18 protein-coding genes are annotated in these 17671 nt (G+C 41.8%); 12 read left to right on the forward strand and 6 right to left on the reverse strand.

Annotation, left to right across the window (positions count from 1 at the left end; translation table 11 throughout):
- Positions 1–386 precede the first annotated feature (386 nt).
- The 6 genes from J4E76_RS07565 to J4E76_RS07590 are packed head-to-tail and all read left to right on the forward strand — an operon-like array spanning position 387 to position 6025.
- Positions 387–1565 (forward strand): acetyl-CoA C-acyltransferase, encoded by a 1179-nt coding sequence (locus tag J4E76_RS07565; RefSeq protein ID WP_208502770.1) that lies wholly within the window; start codon positions 387–389, stop codon positions 1563–1565.
- A 52-nt stretch (positions 1566–1617) separates the two neighbouring features.
- Entirely contained in the window at positions 1618–2934 is a 1317-nt protein-coding gene (locus tag J4E76_RS07570) for a toxin-antitoxin system YwqK family antitoxin (RefSeq protein WP_208502771.1), read from the forward strand.
- 45 nt (positions 2935–2979) lie between these two features.
- The gene (locus J4E76_RS07575) at positions 2980–3921 is read left to right on the forward strand and encodes a phosphoribosylaminoimidazolesuccinocarboxamide synthase (protein ID WP_208503489.1); all 942 of its coding nucleotides are present in this window, start codon (positions 2980–2982) and stop codon (positions 3919–3921) included.
- Between the two features lie 8 nt (positions 3922–3929).
- Entirely contained in the window at positions 3930–4295 is a 366-nt protein-coding gene (locus tag J4E76_RS07580; RefSeq protein ID WP_208502772.1) for an STAS domain-containing protein, read from the forward strand.
- 8 nt (positions 4296–4303) lie between these two features.
- Positions 4304–5221 carry a ribonuclease Z gene (locus J4E76_RS07585; RefSeq protein WP_208502776.1) on the forward strand — a complete coding sequence of 306 codons (918 nt, stop codon included), beginning with the start codon at positions 4304–4306 and terminating at the stop codon, positions 5219–5221.
- 3 nt (positions 5222–5224) lie between these two features.
- Positions 5225–6025 carry a queuosine precursor transporter gene (locus tag J4E76_RS07590; RefSeq protein ID WP_208502778.1) on the forward strand — a complete coding sequence of 267 codons (801 nt, stop codon included), beginning with the start codon at positions 5225–5227 and terminating at the stop codon, positions 6023–6025.
- On the opposite strand, the gene J4E76_RS07595 is transcribed toward J4E76_RS07590, so the two are convergent.
- Positions 6022–6759: an RNA methyltransferase gene (locus J4E76_RS07595; RefSeq protein ID WP_208502780.1), complete on the reverse strand. Its 738-nt coding sequence runs from the start codon at positions 6757–6759 to the stop codon at positions 6022–6024. The genes J4E76_RS07590 and J4E76_RS07595 overlap by 4 nt on opposite strands.
- Positions 6760–6773: 14 nt before the next feature.
- On the opposite strand from J4E76_RS07595, the gene J4E76_RS07600 reads away from it, so the two are divergent.
- Positions 6774–9230, forward strand: a complete 2457-nt coding sequence (locus J4E76_RS07600) for a BamA/TamA family outer membrane protein (RefSeq protein ID WP_370592800.1) — start codon at positions 6774–6776, stop codon at positions 9228–9230.
- Here J4E76_RS07600 and J4E76_RS07605 read toward each other — a convergent pair.
- Positions 9227–11332, reverse strand: coding sequence for a thiamine pyrophosphate-dependent enzyme (locus J4E76_RS07605; RefSeq protein WP_208502784.1), 2106 nt, complete (start codon positions 11330–11332; stop codon positions 9227–9229). The two genes, J4E76_RS07600 and J4E76_RS07605, sit on opposite strands and share 4 nt — an antisense overlap.
- A 163-nt stretch (positions 11333–11495) precedes the next feature.
- Here J4E76_RS07605 and hemF point away from each other — a divergent pair, with 163 nt between their 5' ends.
- From hemF to J4E76_RS07620, 3 genes are read left to right on the forward strand one after another with little or no spacing between them, the layout of a single operon-like run.
- Positions 11496–12398, forward strand: coding sequence for an oxygen-dependent coproporphyrinogen oxidase (gene hemF, locus J4E76_RS07610; RefSeq protein ID WP_208502786.1), 903 nt, complete (start codon positions 11496–11498; stop codon positions 12396–12398).
- A complete protein-coding gene (locus J4E76_RS07615; protein WP_208502788.1) occupies positions 12395–12967 on the forward strand; it encodes a phosphatase PAP2 family protein in 573 nt (190 codons plus the stop codon). Before hemF ends, J4E76_RS07615 begins: the two co-directional genes overlap by 4 nt.
- Positions 12960–13217, forward strand: a complete 258-nt coding sequence (locus tag J4E76_RS07620; RefSeq protein WP_208502790.1) for a hypothetical protein — start codon at positions 12960–12962, stop codon at positions 13215–13217. The genes J4E76_RS07615 and J4E76_RS07620 overlap by 8 nt, the downstream gene beginning before the upstream one ends.
- Here J4E76_RS07620 and J4E76_RS07625 read toward each other — a convergent pair.
- Genes J4E76_RS07625 through J4E76_RS07635 form a run of 3 tightly spaced genes read right to left on the reverse strand, consistent with a single transcriptional unit; the run spans position 13214 to position 15720 of the window.
- Complete coding sequence (locus tag J4E76_RS07625) at positions 13214–13843, reverse strand: response regulator (RefSeq protein WP_208502793.1); 630 nt, start codon at positions 13841–13843, stop codon at positions 13214–13216. The genes J4E76_RS07620 and J4E76_RS07625 overlap by 4 nt on opposite strands.
- Complete coding sequence (locus J4E76_RS07630; protein WP_208502795.1) at positions 13836–15548, reverse strand: sensor histidine kinase; 1713 nt, start codon at positions 15546–15548, stop codon at positions 13836–13838. The genes J4E76_RS07625 and J4E76_RS07630 overlap by 8 nt, the downstream gene beginning before the upstream one ends.
- On the reverse strand, positions 15541–15720 hold the full coding sequence (locus J4E76_RS07635) for a hypothetical protein (RefSeq protein ID WP_208502797.1): 180 nt from the start codon (positions 15718–15720) through the stop codon (positions 15541–15543). Before J4E76_RS07635 ends, J4E76_RS07630 begins: the two co-directional genes overlap by 8 nt.
- A 340-nt stretch (positions 15721–16060) precedes the next feature.
- Between J4E76_RS07635 and J4E76_RS07640 the strand changes: the two genes are divergently transcribed.
- Together J4E76_RS07640 and J4E76_RS07645 are read left to right on the forward strand one after the other, a co-directional pair.
- Positions 16061–16852 (forward strand): MIP/aquaporin family protein, encoded by a 792-nt coding sequence (locus tag J4E76_RS07640; RefSeq protein ID WP_208502799.1) that lies wholly within the window; start codon positions 16061–16063, stop codon positions 16850–16852.
- A gap of 136 nt (positions 16853–16988) precedes the next feature.
- The gene (locus tag J4E76_RS07645) at positions 16989–17147 is read left to right on the forward strand and encodes a hypothetical protein (protein ID WP_208502801.1); all 159 of its coding nucleotides are present in this window, start codon (positions 16989–16991) and stop codon (positions 17145–17147) included.
- Between the two features lie 16 nt (positions 17148–17163).
- Here the strand turns inward: J4E76_RS07645 and J4E76_RS07650 are convergent, their stop codons facing one another.
- Positions 17164–17625, reverse strand: a complete 462-nt coding sequence (locus J4E76_RS07650; protein WP_208502803.1) for an Lrp/AsnC family transcriptional regulator — start codon at positions 17623–17625, stop codon at positions 17164–17166.
- Between the last annotated feature and the right edge of the window lie 46 nt (positions 17626–17671).

A 17671-nucleotide genomic window follows, 5' to 3' on the forward strand; every position in this document is an offset into this window, starting at 1 on the left:
GGTGATTAGGTGATTAGGTGATTAGGTGATTAGGTGATTAGGTGATTAGGTGATTAGGTGATTAGGTGATTAGGTGATTAGGTGATTAGGTGAAGATCGTGACTTCATAACCTCTCACAAATATTCATTATTAATTATTCATTAAACATTCGAGAGAGTTTCTGACTTCTGACTTCTGACTTCTAGAAAAGAACAATTCTTAATTCTTAATTCTTAATTCTTAATTCTTAATTCTTAATTCTTAATTCTTAATTCTTAATTCTTAATTCTTAATTCTTAATTAAACATTCATCATTCCATCCTGCGTCAAACAACGGAACTTCTCGCATGGTATTCCCGTTCCTTTGATTAACTTTGCTAACAGTCGTTAGGTAAACTAATATTCAATGAAGGAAGTATACATAATATCAGCTGCTAGAACCCCAATCGGCAGCTTTGGAGGAAAATTATCAGGTTTTACAGCCACTCAATTAGGATCGTTTGCGATCAAAGGTGCTTTAGAAAAAGCCAATGTAGCCGCAGATCAAGTACAAGAAGTTTTAATGGGTAATGTTGTGTCGGCCGGTCTAGGTCAAGCACCTGCTCGTCAGGCTGCACTGGGTGCGGGCATTGGTGACAATGTACCCTGTACAACTATCAATAAGGTGTGTGCCTCAGGCATGAAATCTGTAATGTTAGCTGCTCAGTCAATTATGGTTGGCGCTAATGATGTAGTAGTTGCTGGTGGTATGGAAAGCATGAGTAACATACCTTACTATATTCCAAAAGCACGATATGGTTACAAGTATGGTAATGGTGAACTAGTTGATGGCCTAGTCAAAGATGGCTTGTGGGAGGTTTACAATGAATTCCCAATGGGGAATTGTGCGGACAACACAGCAAAAGAGATGAACATCTCTCGTGAAGCACAAGATGAATATGCGATTAGCTCTTACAAAAAAGCCGCAGCATCTACGGCTGCTGGCAAGTTCAAGAACGAAATCATTCCAGTTGCCATTCCTCAGCGTAAAGGCGACCCCGTGATGATGACAGAAGATGAAGAATTCAATAACGTCATCTTCGAAAAGATTCCAAACCTACGTCCTGTCTTTAACAAAGAGGGTTCGGTTACTGCCGCAAACGCCTCGACTATCAATGACGGTGCCTCTGCTATGGTATTAATGAGCAAAGAAAAGGCGGAAGAACTCGGAGTTACTCCAATGGCTAAAATCATCGGCTTTGCTGATGCAGCTCAAGACCCACTATGGTTTACAACAGCACCAGCTAAGGCAATTCCGAAAGCGATGGCAATGGCAGGTGTGAGTAAGGATGATGTTGACTATTATGAAATTAACGAGGCATTCTCTGTAGTTGCTATCGCTAACAACCAAGAGTTAGGGTTAGACGCTTCTAAAGTAAATATCAACGGTGGTGCCGTAGCACTTGGTCACCCGCTTGGTGCTTCTGGAAACAGAATTGTCACAACACTTTGCCATGTATTAGATCAAAATGATGGCAAAATTGGCGTTGCAGGTATCTGCAACGGAGGTGGTGGTGCTTCTGCCATGGTTGTTGAGAAATTATAAGATTAACATACTATTTGTGAAAGCCTTACGTAATTTTACGTAAGGCTTTTTTATGCGCAACCACATCTACACCCTACTCCTTCTATTGAGTGCTACGAGCATTGTAGCACAAGAACAAATCACCACTTATTATCCACCTGATTACAGAGTAAAAAAAGAAGTGTATACCATTCTCAATGGTGATTCTTCACTTATCCATGGTACTTATACCAAGTACTTCCAAGCTGGTACAGTGGCCATGAAAGGTGAGTTTGTACAAGGAAAGCCCAATGGAGTTTTTACCGAGTTCTATGAAAATGGCAACGTGCTATCTAAGACTACCTATCAGCAAGGGGTCAAAACTGGTGCCTTTGAGATCCTTTCGAAAAGTGGAAATCCTATTCAAAAAGGAGCATACGTTGACGGTAAGCTCAATGGATTGGTAAATGGCTATTTCGAAGATGGTTCCATAAAAACAAAGACAGCGTTCAAAGAAGGTACTCCCAATGGACGTGCCGAAGAATACTTTGCTAACGGCAAACTAAAGCAAGCCTTCAATTACCTTAATGGCACTCAGGAGGGCGATGCAATAACTTACTATCAAAACGGCCAGACATCGGCCGAATTCTCCTACCAAAAAGGAGTTGTCAATGGTCTTTACCAAACATATTATAGCAATGGAGTCAAAGAATGGACTTATCAATATGTGAAGGGTTATAAAACAGGCCCATATGCCCATTACAACACTAAAGAACAACTCATTGACGAAGGCTTCTATGATGAAGGGGTTCAGACTGGAATTCGAAAGACTTATTACGATGACGGTGCAAAAAAAGAGGTTTTCAATTTCCAGACAGGTGCCAAAATTGGAGAGAACTATGTTTACTACCCTACTGGCGAACTAATGTGGCTCGAAAACTATACAAAAATCACCAAGGATGGTGAGCTCACCGAATACTACAAAAGTGGTCAGGTCAAAACTGAGCAATTCTACAAGGACGGTCGAAAAAACAAAGCATGGAAGACCTATTATGAAAATGGTCGGTTGGCAACATCATCCCCATACTTGGAAGATGTAATCAACGGCAATGTAGAGATGTACTCGATAGAAGGGGTTCTGGAGAAAACTGTTCCTTATAAGTTTGGCAGAAAGACCGGATCTGAAATCACTTACTACCCTGGCAAGAAAAAGCGTACTGAAACCAAACTTTTAAATGGTCAAAAATCAGGTCGCTACTATGAGTATTACGAAAACGGGAAAGTGAAAATCAAGGGAAACCACCTGTATGATGTACGACAGGGTAACTGGGAATACTACGATACAAAGGGCAAAGTCATTAAGACAGAAAACTATTCCCGGGGCAACCTCATGAGTAGCTCAGAAAATTAATTTCCTGAATGCCTAGATTCAATTTTTGACTATTTTTACCCGATGATTGAAGGCATTAAGGAAACCAACTTTCAGTTTCCAAATCAACAAGATTTTTATCGAGGCAAAGTAAGAGACATATATTACTTCTCGGACCTTTTGGTGATGGTAGCTTCTGATAGAATTTCTGCTTTCGATGTAGTGCTACCGAGGGCGATTCCCTTTAAAGGACAAGTACTTAATCAGATCGCTTCCAAGTTTCTAAAAGCAACAAGTGACATCGTTCCGAATTGGATTTCGGCAAGTCCCGACCCTAGCGTTAGTGTTGGTCTTAAATGTGATCCGTATCAGGTAGAGATGGTCATCCGTGGGTATTTAGCAGGCCATGCCTGGAGAGAATATCGGGATGGTAAGAGAACGCTTTGTGGCGTGTCCCTGCCCGATGGCCTCAAAGAAAATGACAGACTCCCCTCGCCTATTATCACACCAACTACAAAAGCAAAGGAGGGGCATGATGAGGACATTTCTAGAGAAGAGATACTAGCGCAGGGTATTGTAGCTGAGAACGAATACGAGCAGCTTGAAGCTTACACCCAAGCTCTTTTTGCTAGAGGCACTGAGATGGCCGCTGACCAAGGATTAATCTTGGTTGATACCAAGTATGAGTTTGGAAAATTGAATGGAGAGATCATTCTAATCGATGAGATTCATACGCCAGACTCTTCCAGGTACTTCTACAAAGAAGGATATGAAGAGCGCCAACAAAACAATGAAAAACAAAAACAGCTCTCAAAAGAGTTTGTAAGACAATGGTTGATAGAGAATGGCTTTCAGGGCAAGGAAGGACAAGAAATTCCGGAAATGTCTGACGAAGTTGTAAATTCTATCTCCGAAAGATATATTGAACTCTTCGAGAAGGTGACTGGTGAATCATTTGAAAAAGATGGGAACCAAAACTTACTCGATAGGATTGAGAATAACATTACTAATTACCTACAGAATAGATAACAGACATTATGAAGTTTAGCATAGATAAACAAGACCTATATACAGTATTCAAGCTCGAGGAAGAAAAACTCGACTCCACCCTGTCTCCAGACCTGAAATCAGAACTGGTTTCGCTACAGGCACAAGGAACTCAAAATCTAATTTTGAACCTTTCCACAACCAAATATGCCGATTCATCTGGTCTCAGTGCTTTGCTGACAGGTAATAGAGCATATGCAGAAAACGGTGGTGCTTTCATACTTACAGAAATCACTCCGTTTGTAGATAAGCTATTGACAATTTCTCAGTTGAACAACGTACTGACCATTTTGGCTAGTGACGAAGCAGCTCAGGATTTAGTACTTGCCAATAGCCCAGAAGACGGAGAAGAATAAGCTCCGCTTTGGGTATACGTGTAAAAATATTAGGCTCTAATTCCGCTGCTCCCGCTCATCGCAGACATCACACTGCCCAACTCATTAACATTGAGGGCAAGTATTACCTGATGGACTGCGGTGAAGCGACTCAGCTTCAACTTAAGCGATATAAAATTCGCGCACAGCGGATCAACAACATCTTCATTTCGCACCTTCATGGTGATCATTATCTTGGACTGATGGGGCTCCTGTCTACCATGCATCTCATGGGTAGAAGCCAGAAACTGAACCTCTATGGGCCTAAAGGCCTATCGGAAATCATCACCATGCAGCTTAAATACTCTCAAACAGTATTTAACTATGAAATCAACTTTGTAGAAGTGGATACTACCCAAAGCAAAGTGGTTCATGAAGACAACTTTGTGCAGGTCACGAGCATCCCTCTAAACCACCGCATCCCCTGCTGCGGCTACCTCTTTGCTGAGAAGAAGAAAAACCGAAGAATTAAGAAAGAAGTTCTTCCAGATGATTTTACCATAAGAAATATTGTTCGTCTAAAGCACGGAGAGGACATCTTCGATGACGATGGCAACTTGCAGTACAAAAACGCTGCACTCACACTCCCAGCAAGGAAGTCGTATTCATACGCCTTTTGCTCAGACACGAAATACGATGAATCTATTATCCCAATAATCAAGGGAGTAGATATGTTGTATCACGAAGCCACTTTCTTAGAAGAACATGCTGACCGAGCTGGCAGCACTTACCATAGTACTGCCAAAGAAGCAGCGACCATTGCCAAAAAAGCGGAAGTTGGAAAATTGATCTTAGGGCACTTCTCAGTTCGATATAAAGAACTAGAACCTATTCGAGATGAAGCACAAACCGTCTTCGAAAACTCTGAATTGGCCCTTGAAGGCGAGGAATTTATACTAGACCTTTAATCCATGGCGAAGTCAATTCTCAGCGATAAGAAAACAAATCTCTTTATTATCCTTAGCGGGATTTTTATTACGAATGCGCTGATCGCTGAATTGATTGGAGGAAAGATATTCTCGGTTGAAAAGACCTTAGGATACGATCCCTTAAACGTTCCAATGTTTGGAGACTTTGTGCTTCAGTTTAATCTTACCGCTGGGGTTGTCCTTTGGCCGATTGTTTTCATAACAACCGATATCATTAACGAATACTTTGGAAAGAAGGGAGTTCGAAAGATTACCTTCATTACTGTTGGACTGATCACCTATGCATTCATAGCCATTTACCTTGCCATGCGATTGGTACCAGCGGACTTTTGGTTGAGCGTGTTTGGTACTGATGAGAATGGGGCGCCTTTTGATATTAATTATGCCTTCCAGCAGGTATTAACCCAAGGCTTAAACATAATTTTCGCTTCGTTAGTAGCCTTTGTGATTGGTCAGTTTGTGGATGTTTATGTTTTCCATAGGCTTAGAAAAATGACCGGTAAACATAAAATTTGGCTTAGGGCGACTGGATCTACTCTTATCTCTCAACTGATTGACAGCTTCGTGGTTTTGATTGTTGCCTTTTATATCCTCGGTGGATGGTCACTGAGTCAGGTCTTGGCGGTTGGCACTACCAATTACATCTACAAGTTCTTAATAGCCATTGCGCTAACCCCACTTCTTTATGTTGCTCATTATTTTATCGACAGATATTTGGGCAAAGAAAATGCCGAAGCTCTAATGGAAGAAGCCAGTCAGGAAAGTGGCGAATCACTTTTCTAACGGAAGAAGTTATCCAACATCACAGCTGTCGCGACAGCCACATTGAGTGACTCTGCTCCTCCTCTGCCCGGAATATAGATAGGATCAGTTACGAGAGGCCTTAACGATGCACTAATACCCTGCGACTCGCTACCCATAACCAGTAACCCATTTGCCGCTAACTTACGCTCTCTGATAGATTCTCCATCTAACAAGGCACCAAATACGGGAACACCCGAAGACTCTATTAAACCGACAAGATTGGCATAATGGACACTCACTCGCGTGAACGACCCCATGGTAGCGTTGATGACTTTTGGATTGTACAAATCGGCAGTTTCAGGGCTGCAGAAGATATGTTTAATACCATACCAATCGGCAATTCGAATGATCGTTCCTAAGTTGCCCGGATCTTTCACATCATCTAGCGCTAAGCTCAATTCATTACTGGGAATACTTATTGAAGCCTGTTCTGGTATACTGACAATAGCAATAGCCGCGTTATTGGACTTGAACGTACCTACCGCTTCGAGGTCAGCGACTTTACATTCGATGATCTCATTTGTCGTAGTTCTTAAGGAGGGATCAAGCGTACTCAGAAAGTCTGGCGTTGCCAACAAAGTAGCAACTTGAAAATCGGACTTGAGTACCTCCAAAACCCCTTTAGCACCTTCAACCAAAAACTTTCGCTCTTGCAGTCGATATTTCTTTAATTGCAGAGATTTAAAGTACTTACTTAATCGTTTAGAAAGCATATTTTTACTTGTTCGTGAAGTCAGGCACTCGTTTTTTTCTCTTTCTCTTATTGGTGCATCTCCTTTACGCCTGCTCTGGAGTCAGGCATTTGGAAGATGGGGAAAAATGGCTTTACAAACAACAGATTGAAGGCGTTGATAAAAACCTTGAAGCAGAGATCAACGAATTAATCCCTCTTAAGCCCAATACACGTATTCCAATAATTGGTCCTTTAGGCGCTGCACTCTATGAAAAAGGCGAAGATAGCTTCGACACAGCACAGTTAAATCGAACGAAAAAAGCTGCAATCGCAAGAATTGATAGTAAAATCGAAGAGCGAGCAGCAGCAGAGAAAAGCACCTCGAAACTTGAAGCCAAGAAGAAGAGGAAAATCGCGCGGTTCGATAGAAAAATCAAAGACGGGAATTTTCGAATGAAAACGGGAAGTCCTTTATCCATATACGACAGTTCCACGGTGGAGGGAATTAAGGCGCGTATTAACTCTTTCTTGATTAACTCAAAGGGCTTTAGAAAATCAAATGTCACTACCACCACAACTGAAAGGAATCGTAAAATCTCACTGACTTACCAGATAGACACTGGCCCAAGGAATACCATCGATAGTTTGATCACACGTACTGGAGATCCTAAACTCACCGCGTTACTCGAGGCTAATCAGTCAGGGTCATTCCTTCTCAAAGGATCTTACTATGACCGAACCCTCCTCGATGCTGAAAGGGATAGAATCGATCTATTACTGATTGAAAATGGATACTTCGGCTTCAACAAAGGCTATATAGAATTTCAGATTTTAGAAGACCCCACCAAAACCGATCTTTGGGTAGTCACTATTATCAACAAACCAGCCGGTCAAGATGCTCATCAATCCTATCGATTAGACTCTATTATCATTAATACCAATGGGAACGATCCAATATCCGGTACCAAAGACTACTTCGGAATTAAGTACAACTATGGCAACTTCAATTATTCCCCAAAATCGATCGATGCCCGACTGAGATTTGAGCCAGGTCAGAAATACAACTTCACCGATATAGAAAATACTCAAAGGCAATTGCTCAACATGGATATGTTCCGCTTCGTGAACAGTAATTTTGACACCTCAATTGTCTCTGGCAAGTTTATCGCCAACCTCTACACCGCACCATTACAAAAGTTTCAATTGACACAGGAGCTAGGCTTCAACGTGACAGAAGGACTCCCTGGTCCATTGTACAATGCGAGTCTTAAGAATAGAAACATCTTTCTTGGCTCTGAAATTCTAGAAATCGGAATATTTGCCGGTCTGGACGGTGTTAGTACGGCATCAGCCCAAAACCAGGTACTTCGAACCATTCAGTATGGTGCTAATGCTTCTCTTACCTTCCCAAGGTTTATCACTCCATTTAGATCGCGTGGATTGAACAAGATTACTTTCAACCCCAGAACTAGGGTTTCTCTTGGTTTCAACTTTACAGATCGGCCTGAATATGTCAGAAGTAATCTCAATGGGGGCTTTGCTTATACCTGGCAAAACCTAAAAGGCAATAAAAGTTATTCCTTCAACCTAGCCGACATAAGTCTGATCGATACGGAAATTGATTCAGCCTCGGGTTTCCAGCAACAACTAGATGATTTACTCTTACAGGGCAATACACTGGCCTTCTCTTTTAATCGATCTTTCGTTTCAAGTTCTTCGTTCAATGCCACCTATAATTATGACTATGGCGACCCAGTTAACCCATCGAGTTACCTCAGGTTCTTCCTTGAGTCAGGAGGAACTATCTATGACATTGTAGGAAGAGGCCTCTTGGAGAATAATGATCTTGAAAACTATCAGTTCTACAAGGTTCAAGTTGACTACAGAAGACAGGTACCCTTGGGCATCAATAAATCTGTCATTTTTAGAGTCAATGGAGGTATTGCCGACCCCTATGGTGGAAACAATGCCCTCCCCTATGAAAAGTACTTCTTCGCTGGGGGCAGCAGTAGTAACCGAGCATGGAGCCCTAGGCGTCTAGGACCAGGGTCAGCCTTTCCTTATGAGTTAGACGATACCGGTCAAAATGTATTGGAAAATGGAGAGCTCAAGCCTAACCGAACTGGGGCCGACAGCTATCAATTTGAGCAGCCAGGTGAAGTACTTATAGAGATGAATGCAGAATACAGAGCCAAGATTTCCGGCTTTTTAGACTGGGCTGTCTTTATCGATGCCGGTAACATCTGGAGACTAAGAGAATTTGAAACACCAGCTCCGGGCGAAGTAGTTCGGATCTCGCAAGGCGCAAAATTCGATGTCAATGACTTTTATAAGGAATTGGCTATTGGCGCAGGTATAGGAGTCAGACTCGACTTCTCTTTTCTAGTATTCAGACTAGATGTCGGTCATAAAATCAAAGACCCAAGGTTCCCAGAAGGTGAGCGCTGGCAAGGTCTTTTCAAACGACCGAACCAAACGGTTTATAACATTGCTGTGGGTTACGCTTTCTAGTAATTCAAAAGATTACCAATAACGTTTTCTACTTTATCTGGTGTAGGTAACATAGCCTTTTCCAAGTCTACATTTAGAGCTATTGCCGGAAGGTTTTCAGCACCATAGGCCATAACCGGAGCGTCTAATTCTTGGAAACAATGTTGAGAGATTCTACCTGCCAATGACTCCGCAAATGAATTCATCAACGGCTCCTCCGTTAACACCAAAGCCTTATTATGCCTTCTCACAGAAGCCATTACAGCTTCCCAATCCAATGGATTAAGTGTTCGCAGATCAAGGATTTCTACCTGACCTTTAAATGCTTTACTGGCAGCTTTGGCCCAATAGACTCCCATACCATAAGTGATGACAGCACAAGACTCACCATTTTCTATAGCTTCTTCAGACGCCTCTTGCGCCACTAAAGCCTTGCCTAATGGAATAATATATTCTGAATCTGGTTCGAAGGTTTTGGCCTCCTCAGTTCCTGGTACTTTCGACCAATAAAGTCCTTTATGTTCCAGCATAACCACTGGGTTAGGATCATAGAAAGCAGCCTTGATCAGACCTTTCATATCGGCAGCATTGGATGGGTAAACCACTTTAATACCTCGAATATTCAGTAAGGTTGACTCTACAGATCCAGAGTGGTAAGGTCCACCCCCACCATAGGCACCTATCGGCACACGAATCAAGGATTGAATCGGGAATTGACCATTTGACAGGTAACAGCTTTTTGATAGCTCTTCAACCAATTGGTTAATACCCGGCCAGATGTAATCCGCAAACTGTATCTCTACAATCGGCTTGGCACCCACAGCGCTCATTCCCGCAGTCGATCCAACTATATAAGCTTCTTGAATAGGTGTATTGAAAATTCTACTATCTCCATATTTCTGAGCAAGCGTAGCAGCTTCTCTGAAGACACCACCTAGTGTACCTCCTACATCCTGCCCGTAGAACAAGGCTTCAGGATTATTTCTTAAAATATCATCGACTGCATGCAATGCAGCATCTACCATTACCACTTTTTCAGCACCTCTCGGCTTGCGCTGTCCTTTCTCTTCGGTAATTGGTGTAGGAGCAAATTCGTGATCGAGTACTGTCGCAGGATCTGGATCATCTCCGTTGAGCGCTCTAGCATATTCCGCTTGAACGAAAACGACTGTCTCATCTTCCAACTTCACTATTTCTGACTCTTTATAGCCAGATTTTTTAAGTGCCTTTCTTAGAGTCGGAATTGGATCTGATTTCTGGTGATCTTCCAGATCAAAATCTCCTCGGTACCACTCTTTTCTAACACCTGAGGTATGATGGCCCAGAAGTGGGGTTTTGGCATGCACTAGAATTGGAGCTCTGTGTTCACGTACATACTCAAAGGCACTTTTCATTCCTTCATAAGAAGCAGCAAAGTCAGCACCATCAACTCGCATGCGTTCCATTCCTTTGAAACCAGCAGCAAATTCATAAGCATCCATGGCACGCATCTCTTTGCCAGTGGCCGAGATACCCCAATCATTATCTTGTATTAAATAAACGACAGGTAGTTTATGCAGCACTGCCATTTGCATGGCTTCTGAAACTTCTCCTTCCGTTACAGAACCATCACCCAATGAGCATAGGACAACAGGTTTATTGTTCGAAGCTAACAGCCCTTGTTCCTCCAAGTAATGAAGCCCATGCGCCATACCTGTAGCTGGAATCGCCTGCATACCCGTTGCAGAACTTTGATGCGGAATGGTCGGAAATCCTTCTCTTCTCAAAGATGGATGTCCGTAATAAGTTCTACCGCCAGAAAACGGATCGTCTTTTTTACCCATCAACTGAAGCATCAACTCATTAGGCTGCATGCCTATACCCAATAGAATAGACTCATCGCGATAGTAGGGAGCTGCAAAATCATAGGCTTGCAGCTGAAAAGCGGCTGCTAGTTGAATAGCCTCGTGGCCTCTAGAAGTACTATGGACATACTTGCTACATACAGCGCGGTTCTCATCATAGAGAATTGCCATATTCTTAGCAGTCTGCATAAGGCGATATGCTTTTTCTAAGGTCTTTTTAGGAATATTGATGTCGTTCTTTTTAGAAGTGCTTGTCTTTTTGTCCTTAGTCAATTCCATGGAGTAATTGGCGTTTCGATTCAAAAATAATCAATAATTTAAAGGCTAATAGAAAAACCTACCGATCGTTAGGTTATCTTTTTAATAACTCCCAGAATGGGTATACAGTTTAGCTTTTCATCACTTTTAATTTACCATCAGAATATTCTGATATTTTTGCATCATGCCGCAGATCGATAAAGAACATATAGCTCGTGTTTTCAAGAATATTCAAGATCATATCTGTACAGAATTAGAAAAGGCTGATGGCCTTGGAGAGTTTCAAGAGGATAAGTGGACTCGCCCTGGTGGCGGTGGTGGCCGAAGTCGAGTTTTACGACATGGCAACATCATTGAAAAAGGTGGTGTTAACTTCTCTGAAGTTCATGGTAAGACGCCTGAAAAACTATTAAAATCTTTCGGCCTAACGGAAGGTGACTTCTTTGCAACAGGAGTCTCCATTGTATTACATCCTGAAAATCCATGGGTGCCTATCATTCACATGAACATTCGCTACTTCGAAATGTCTACAGGCACCTACTGGTTTGGTGGTGGAATTGACCTAACCCCTCACTACGTAGATCATGACGATGCAAGTTTCTTCCACGAGAAATTGAAGGCGGTTTGTGATAAACATGACTCTTTCTACTATAAAGAATTTAAAGACTGGGCGGATAATTACTTCTACATCAAACACCGCAAGGAAACACGGGGAATAGGAGGCATTTTCTTCGATCATAAATCAGAAGATAAAGAGCACACGAAGGAAGACATCTTCAACTTTGTAAAAGATGTAGGGCTTTGCTTTGCCCCTATTTACACTCATTTTATGTCCAAAAATGCGGGCAAGCCTTTCGGTTCAAGAGAAAAGAATTGGCAGCGATTGAGAAGAGGTAGATATGTAGAGTTTAACTTGGTTCTTGACAGAGGCACTAAGTTTGGACTAGAAACAGATGGAAGAACAGAGTCGATTCTTATGAGCCTACCTCCTGAAGCGGGTTGGGAATATGACTATGACCCACCTACCAAATCGATGGAATCAGATACTTTAAGATTACTTAAAAAGGGCATTGACTGGACAGCATGATCGACCGGCTAGAACAATGGGACAAGTCACTTTTTAAGCTCCTCAACGGAGCTCACAACGACCTTTTTGATTTCCTAATGCCTTGGATCAGCGACAAATGGATTTGGATTCCGCTCTACGCACTCCTGATCTACCTTTTGATTAAGCACGAAAAAGGCAACTTGGTTTTCACCCTAATAGGCATTGGACTATTGATCTTAATAAGTGATCAGGTAGCCTCAGGAATTCTTAAACCCTGGGTAGGTCGACTGCGCCCCTGCTACGACCCAGAGTTAGCAGACAGTGTTCATTTACTGAAAGGTTGTGGGGGTCAATATGGTTTTGCATCCTCCCATGCGTCAAACTCATTTGCTGTAGCCATATTTTGTTGGCTATTGCTCAAAGATCGACTGAAATACATTTGGCTATTAATCCCATGGGCAGCACTTGTGGCTTACAGTCGAGTCTACCTGGGTGTTCATTTCCCTGGAGACATTATTATGGGTGGTTTGATCGGAATTGCCGCTGCCTATTTAGTTTTCTACTTAAAGCTTCGCTTAGAAAAAATAAAACCGTTGAACAATGGGTAAAAAGGATGCCATCGTTTACAAATACTTTAAACGTGTATTTGAAGATTATCAGGTATTAGTAGCTGTTAATCCAATCGACCTTACGGGTGTTGAACTCATTATTCACCCAGATGAAAAAGTAGAGAAAACCGATATGCAATTTGACGAAGACATCTATGAAGATTTGGAAGTAGATGAGTTCAAGGAGAGCAGTCCTTTGGAGTTTCAGCTATATATGAAGAAGGATTTCTTTGAACGAAAAGCCGATTAGATCAAACCGTTCTCAATCGCGAACTTCACCAATCCAGCCGTATTCTTTACAGCAAGCTTACTGACAATATTCTTTCGATGTGTATCAACAGTATGAGTACTAATTGCCAAATCAGTCGCAATTTCGTTGGTAGTATATTCTGAGGCGATCAAACGAATAATCTGGACTTCTCTTTTAGTCAGCTGAACTTTTTCAACAGCCTTTTCAGTCTTTTTTACATCAGCAAATAGTGTATCCGTTACATCTTTGCCATAATAGCGCTCACCATCATTTACATCACTGATGGCTTGAATAAGCTCTTTCTTACCTGCATTTTTCAATACACAACCTTCTACATCTAGCTGGATCAATTGCTTAGTAAATTGAGGGTTATTGTGCATGGTCAGCACCAGTATTCTGGTCTTGTCTTCTTTAGCCCTGAGTGCCTTGATCACTGCAATACCATCCATTTCGGGCATATTGATATCAAGCAATAAAACGTCTGGAGAAACGGATTCTAATTGATGCAAAGCTTCCTTACCATTTTGCGCACTACCGCAGAATTGGATATTGTCATCATCCGAAAGAATGGAAGACAAGCCATCAATTACTACCTGGTGATCGTCAACGATAAAAACTCTAATCATCTTCTATTGGAATATCGATGGAAACGGTGGTGCCTGACCCAAGGCCAGAATCAATATGCAAGGTACCATTGAGTTTAGCCACTCTGGCCTTTAGATTACTTAGACCAATACCTGCATTTACATCCAGCTTTTCAGGATTAAACCCAATCCCATCATCTTCAACTATCAAGTTAACACTATCCTCATTCTCATTCAACTGGATGTTGGTTTCAGTGGCGTCTGAGTGCTTAAGTATATTACTCATAAGTTCCTGAACAATTCTATAGAGTTGAAGCTCCTGCTCCCCATCCAGCGACCCGTTGATATTACTGGTGTATAAATTCACTGTCAGCTTGCCGGTTTCTGAAATTCTCGTTTTCAAGTCTTCTAAGGCAGGAATTAGCCCGAACTTGGCCAAAACACCTGACATCATATTATGGGAAATATTCCTTACCTCTCCTGCCGCTAAATCAAGCAACTCAGAGGCGGTTAAAAACTTCTCCTTAGTAGGATTTTCTGGATCAATTTTTTCTTCTACGGCACTAAAATGGAGTTTTACCATAGATAGTATACCCCCTAAGCGATCGTGTAGATCAATAGCCACACGCTTTCTTTCTGTTTCCTGACCTTCTAAAACTCCTTGAAGTGAAGCAATTTCCTGGTGTTGTAACAGCTCATCAATTTTCTGCTTATTGATCTCATCATTCTTAGCGGCTAAAGCCTTGATAGTCTTTCTGCGCTGATCAACGATATAGAGCCAGATGGAGATTATTACAAGAAGGGAAATACCAATAATCAGGATTAAAAGCTGTGATCGTTTCTGAACCAATATCCTATTTTCTTGCAACTCATTTCTGAGTTCTAGTTCTTCCATATTGTATTGCTGTCTTAACTCAAGCAACTTGTCCTGATAGTCGAGCCTAAAAATATTTTTCGAATCATCATAATACCTCTTCCGGTAACTAATTGCCTTCTCATAATTCTTTTGAGACTCATATAGGACCGCAAGATTGTTCAGTACCTGAAGTCCCTTATCCACGAAATTAGATGAATCGGTAATAGCTAGAGTTTTCAAATAATAGTACTCAGCGCTGTCATAAAGAGACAGCCTATAGTTTACTAGACCCAATTGTCTAAGTTCACTAGAGAGACCATAAGAGTTCTCTATCTCTGTGTCGAACCGAACAGCCTTGATTAAGTTGTCCTTAGCCGAAAGATAATCTCCCTGAGCAGTATTAATGAGAGCGGTGTTATAAAGTAAAATGGCGACTTCCTCTTTTTGCTCGAGCTCAATCATACCATCTCTCGTCAAGGAGTAATAATAGAGGGCTGAATCAGCTGCCCAAATTTCCGTTGAGTCTAACTCCCAAATGATTTGGAAACCTGTGCCAACACCAAAAATTGAAGAGTTCTGATACTTGGGAAGATTACTTATTTTGGAAAGTTTGTTGGCCTTTTTATATGATTCAATGGCTAGGTCAGCCTTCTTTGTCGTACCATAAAGTCTCCCGAGCCCCATTGCTGCCGCTGCCTGATACGGGACATTTTCGGCTTTTTTTGCTTCTAAGTCAAGCCTCTGAAACGTAAACAGGGCAGAATCATACTTAGATTCTGCCGTGTAGTTTTCTCCAATAACTCTCAACTTCTCTAACTCTTCGGTCTGGGCAAACAAGTTCCCAACGAACAGAGTTATGAAGAAGCTAATTATGAAAAGTCTTTTATCCATTCGTCTTACCTGGCCCATTACCTGAACCTGGATTTCCTGTCCCTCCGCCATCATCGTCAGTAGCATCCGGTTCTGGGTCTGGATCTGGGTCCGTTAAGTTAGCCAATTGGCTGTTTATAGTTGATCTCAATTCTACGACATCGTCAGATGTGTTCAATAATAGTCTAAACATAACAATAGTTGTTTAATGGTGTAAAAAATAAAATTCTCTTTGTCAGTAAAGCTCCACCGAATGGCGAAGAATCGTGTGTGTATACACAAATTAGATTTAAATACTTGGTTAAAAAAATACCCACTTTTGGGTATTTTTAAATCTGAAAATTTCTAAAAAACTAGCTTTCCCCTTAACTATTTCTTGATACCTTTGTGCCCGGCAAAGGGATGCGACCAGCTCCTGCTGAATCCCCCAGGCTGGGAACAGAGCAAGGGTAAGCGGTTGAGCGGTGCGACATCCTGATGCCTTTTTTTATTCCCTCCTAAATCGTATCATTACCCAACGATTTTCGAAGCTCATGTCAGTTTATCTTGCAGAATTTATTGGTACCGCCATACTACTTTATTTTGGTAATAGTGTTAATGCGGCCACTACACTCAATCATTCATATGCCAAAGATTCAGGATGGATCATCACCACCATTGGCTGGGGACTTGCCGTAACATTTGGTATCTATGCCGTAGGAGAAATCAGTGGAGCACATATCAACCCCGCTGTGACGATTGGACTGGCCATAGCTGGAGAAGTTGAATGGAATATTGTCCCAGGTTATATCATTGCCCAAGTATTAGGTGCCATGTTAGGTGCTACACTTACCTGGCTTCAATACTTACCACACTGGCGTAAAACGGAAGATCAAGGTGCTAAACTGGGTGTTTTCTGTACTTCTGGTGCCATCGATCAAAGAGGATCTAATTTGGTCAGTGAGATGCTGGGTACCATGGTTCTTGTTTTTGGTCTGATGATGATTGGCGCTAATGAATTCACAGAAGGACTCAACCCATTAGTGGTAGGCGGATTAATCGTCATTATAGGCATGGCTCAGGGTGGCAGTACTGGTTACGCAATCAATCCTGCAAGAGATTTCGGACCGCGATTAACTCACTTCCTTCTTCCTATCAAAGGCAAAGGGGACTCGAATTGGTCATACAGCTGGGTACCCATAGTAGGACCAATCTTAGGTGGTGGCACAGGCGCAGCCCTTTATTACATTGCTTTTAAGGATGGCACCAGCCTTATTGGTTGGGTTTGTCTCGGCCTTGCGGCTGTCGCAATCATCTATGCGATCATCGAAGAATCGAAGAAGTAGAATCCCAATTCACATACTTTTTATTTAGAAGAGATTCCCAATATGGGATACTCACGCATCCTGAAATACACATTTTGACTGTTTTAGAGGTTTGGCAAGTCATTTGTTGCTCTAGTAGCTGACTAAGACTACTGTTATGACTTCAGCGAATGACTCCCTGAATCACCGAGAGAAAAGGAGAAGGCGAATCAGATCTGGTGGAAAAAGACACTGGATCGTTTGGGCCTTCTTTACATTAACTACAGCCATCATTTTGTGTAAAGCATTTGATGCCATCAATGGAACACTTGCCTAGCTAGTGTTCCATTTTTTTAATCAGGTAAAACAGTTGAACGCTTCGCCTCATTCAGAACGAAAGAGCTACTGACATAACTAACCCTAGGTACTTGCGAAAGTTGCTTGGAGTAAAACTCATGGTAGTCATCTAAGTCTTTCACCATTACCTTCAATAGAAAGTCATACTCACCACTCATCAGGTAGCAATCCAATACTTCAGGAAGATTCATAATGCCATTATAAAATTCTTCGGTCTGTTCAAATTTGCTCACCTCTAGCTTACCAGAAATAAAGACAAGGATGGATGGTGCCAATTTTTTTCGGTTTACTATCGCTACATACTTGTCGATAATACCCTCACGTTCGAGTCTTTTGATCCGTTCATAGATAGGTGTCTTGGTCAAATTGAGTCGAATGGCGATGTCCTTCACATTGAGTTTGGCATCTTCTTGAAGCAACCTCAATATTTTTCGATCTATCTTATCTAAAACTGCCATGGTGTTTTTTCCTTATTCAAGCACTTGATTTACCCTTCAAAAGTAC

This window comes from Roseivirga sp. E12, from assembly GCF_017592825.1.
Taxonomy (GTDB): domain Bacteria; phylum Bacteroidota; class Bacteroidia; order Cytophagales; family Cyclobacteriaceae; genus Roseivirga.

What these genes read in the sequence shown, in the direction of transcription:
- J4E76_RS07565 (WP_208502770.1), top strand. Translation starts at nt 387, where the DNA reads ATGAAGGAAGTATACATAATATCAGCTGCTAGAACCCCAATCGGCAGC.
- J4E76_RS07630 (WP_208502795.1), bottom strand. Translation starts at nt 15,548, where the DNA reads ATGGATAAAAGACTTTTCATAATTAGCTTCTTCATAACTCTGTTCGTT.
- J4E76_RS07615 (WP_208502788.1), top strand. Translation starts at nt 12,395, where the DNA reads ATGATCGACCGGCTAGAACAATGGGACAAGTCACTTTTTAAGCTCCTC.
- J4E76_RS07620 (WP_208502790.1), top strand. Translation starts at nt 12,960, where the DNA reads ATGGGTAAAAAGGATGCCATCGTTTACAAATACTTTAAACGTGTATTT.
- J4E76_RS07650 (WP_208502803.1), bottom strand. Translation starts at nt 17,625, where the DNA reads ATGGCAGTTTTAGATAAGATAGATCGAAAAATATTGAGGTTGCTTCAA.
- J4E76_RS07590 (WP_208502778.1), top strand. Translation starts at nt 5,225, where the DNA reads ATGGCGAAGTCAATTCTCAGCGATAAGAAAACAAATCTCTTTATTATC.
- J4E76_RS07595 (WP_208502780.1), bottom strand. Translation starts at nt 6,759, where the DNA reads ATGCTTTCTAAACGATTAAGTAAGTACTTTAAATCTCTGCAATTAAAG.
- J4E76_RS07625 (WP_208502793.1), bottom strand. Translation starts at nt 13,843, where the DNA reads ATGATTAGAGTTTTTATCGTTGACGATCACCAGGTAGTAATTGATGGC.
- J4E76_RS07635 (WP_208502797.1), bottom strand. Translation starts at nt 15,720, where the DNA reads ATGTTTAGACTATTATTGAACACATCTGACGATGTCGTAGAATTGAGA.
- J4E76_RS07605 (WP_208502784.1), bottom strand. Translation starts at nt 11,332, where the DNA reads ATGGAATTGACTAAGGACAAAAAGACAAGCACTTCTAAAAAGAACGAC.
- J4E76_RS07580 (WP_208502772.1), top strand. Translation starts at nt 3,930, where the DNA reads ATGAAGTTTAGCATAGATAAACAAGACCTATATACAGTATTCAAGCTC.
- J4E76_RS07645 (WP_208502801.1), top strand. Translation starts at nt 16,989, where the DNA reads ATGACTTCAGCGAATGACTCCCTGAATCACCGAGAGAAAAGGAGAAGG.
- hemF (WP_208502786.1), top strand. Translation starts at nt 11,496, where the DNA reads ATGCCGCAGATCGATAAAGAACATATAGCTCGTGTTTTCAAGAATATT.
- J4E76_RS07570 (WP_208502771.1), top strand. Translation starts at nt 1,618, where the DNA reads ATGCGCAACCACATCTACACCCTACTCCTTCTATTGAGTGCTACGAGC.
- J4E76_RS07640 (WP_208502799.1), top strand. Translation starts at nt 16,061, where the DNA reads ATGTCAGTTTATCTTGCAGAATTTATTGGTACCGCCATACTACTTTAT.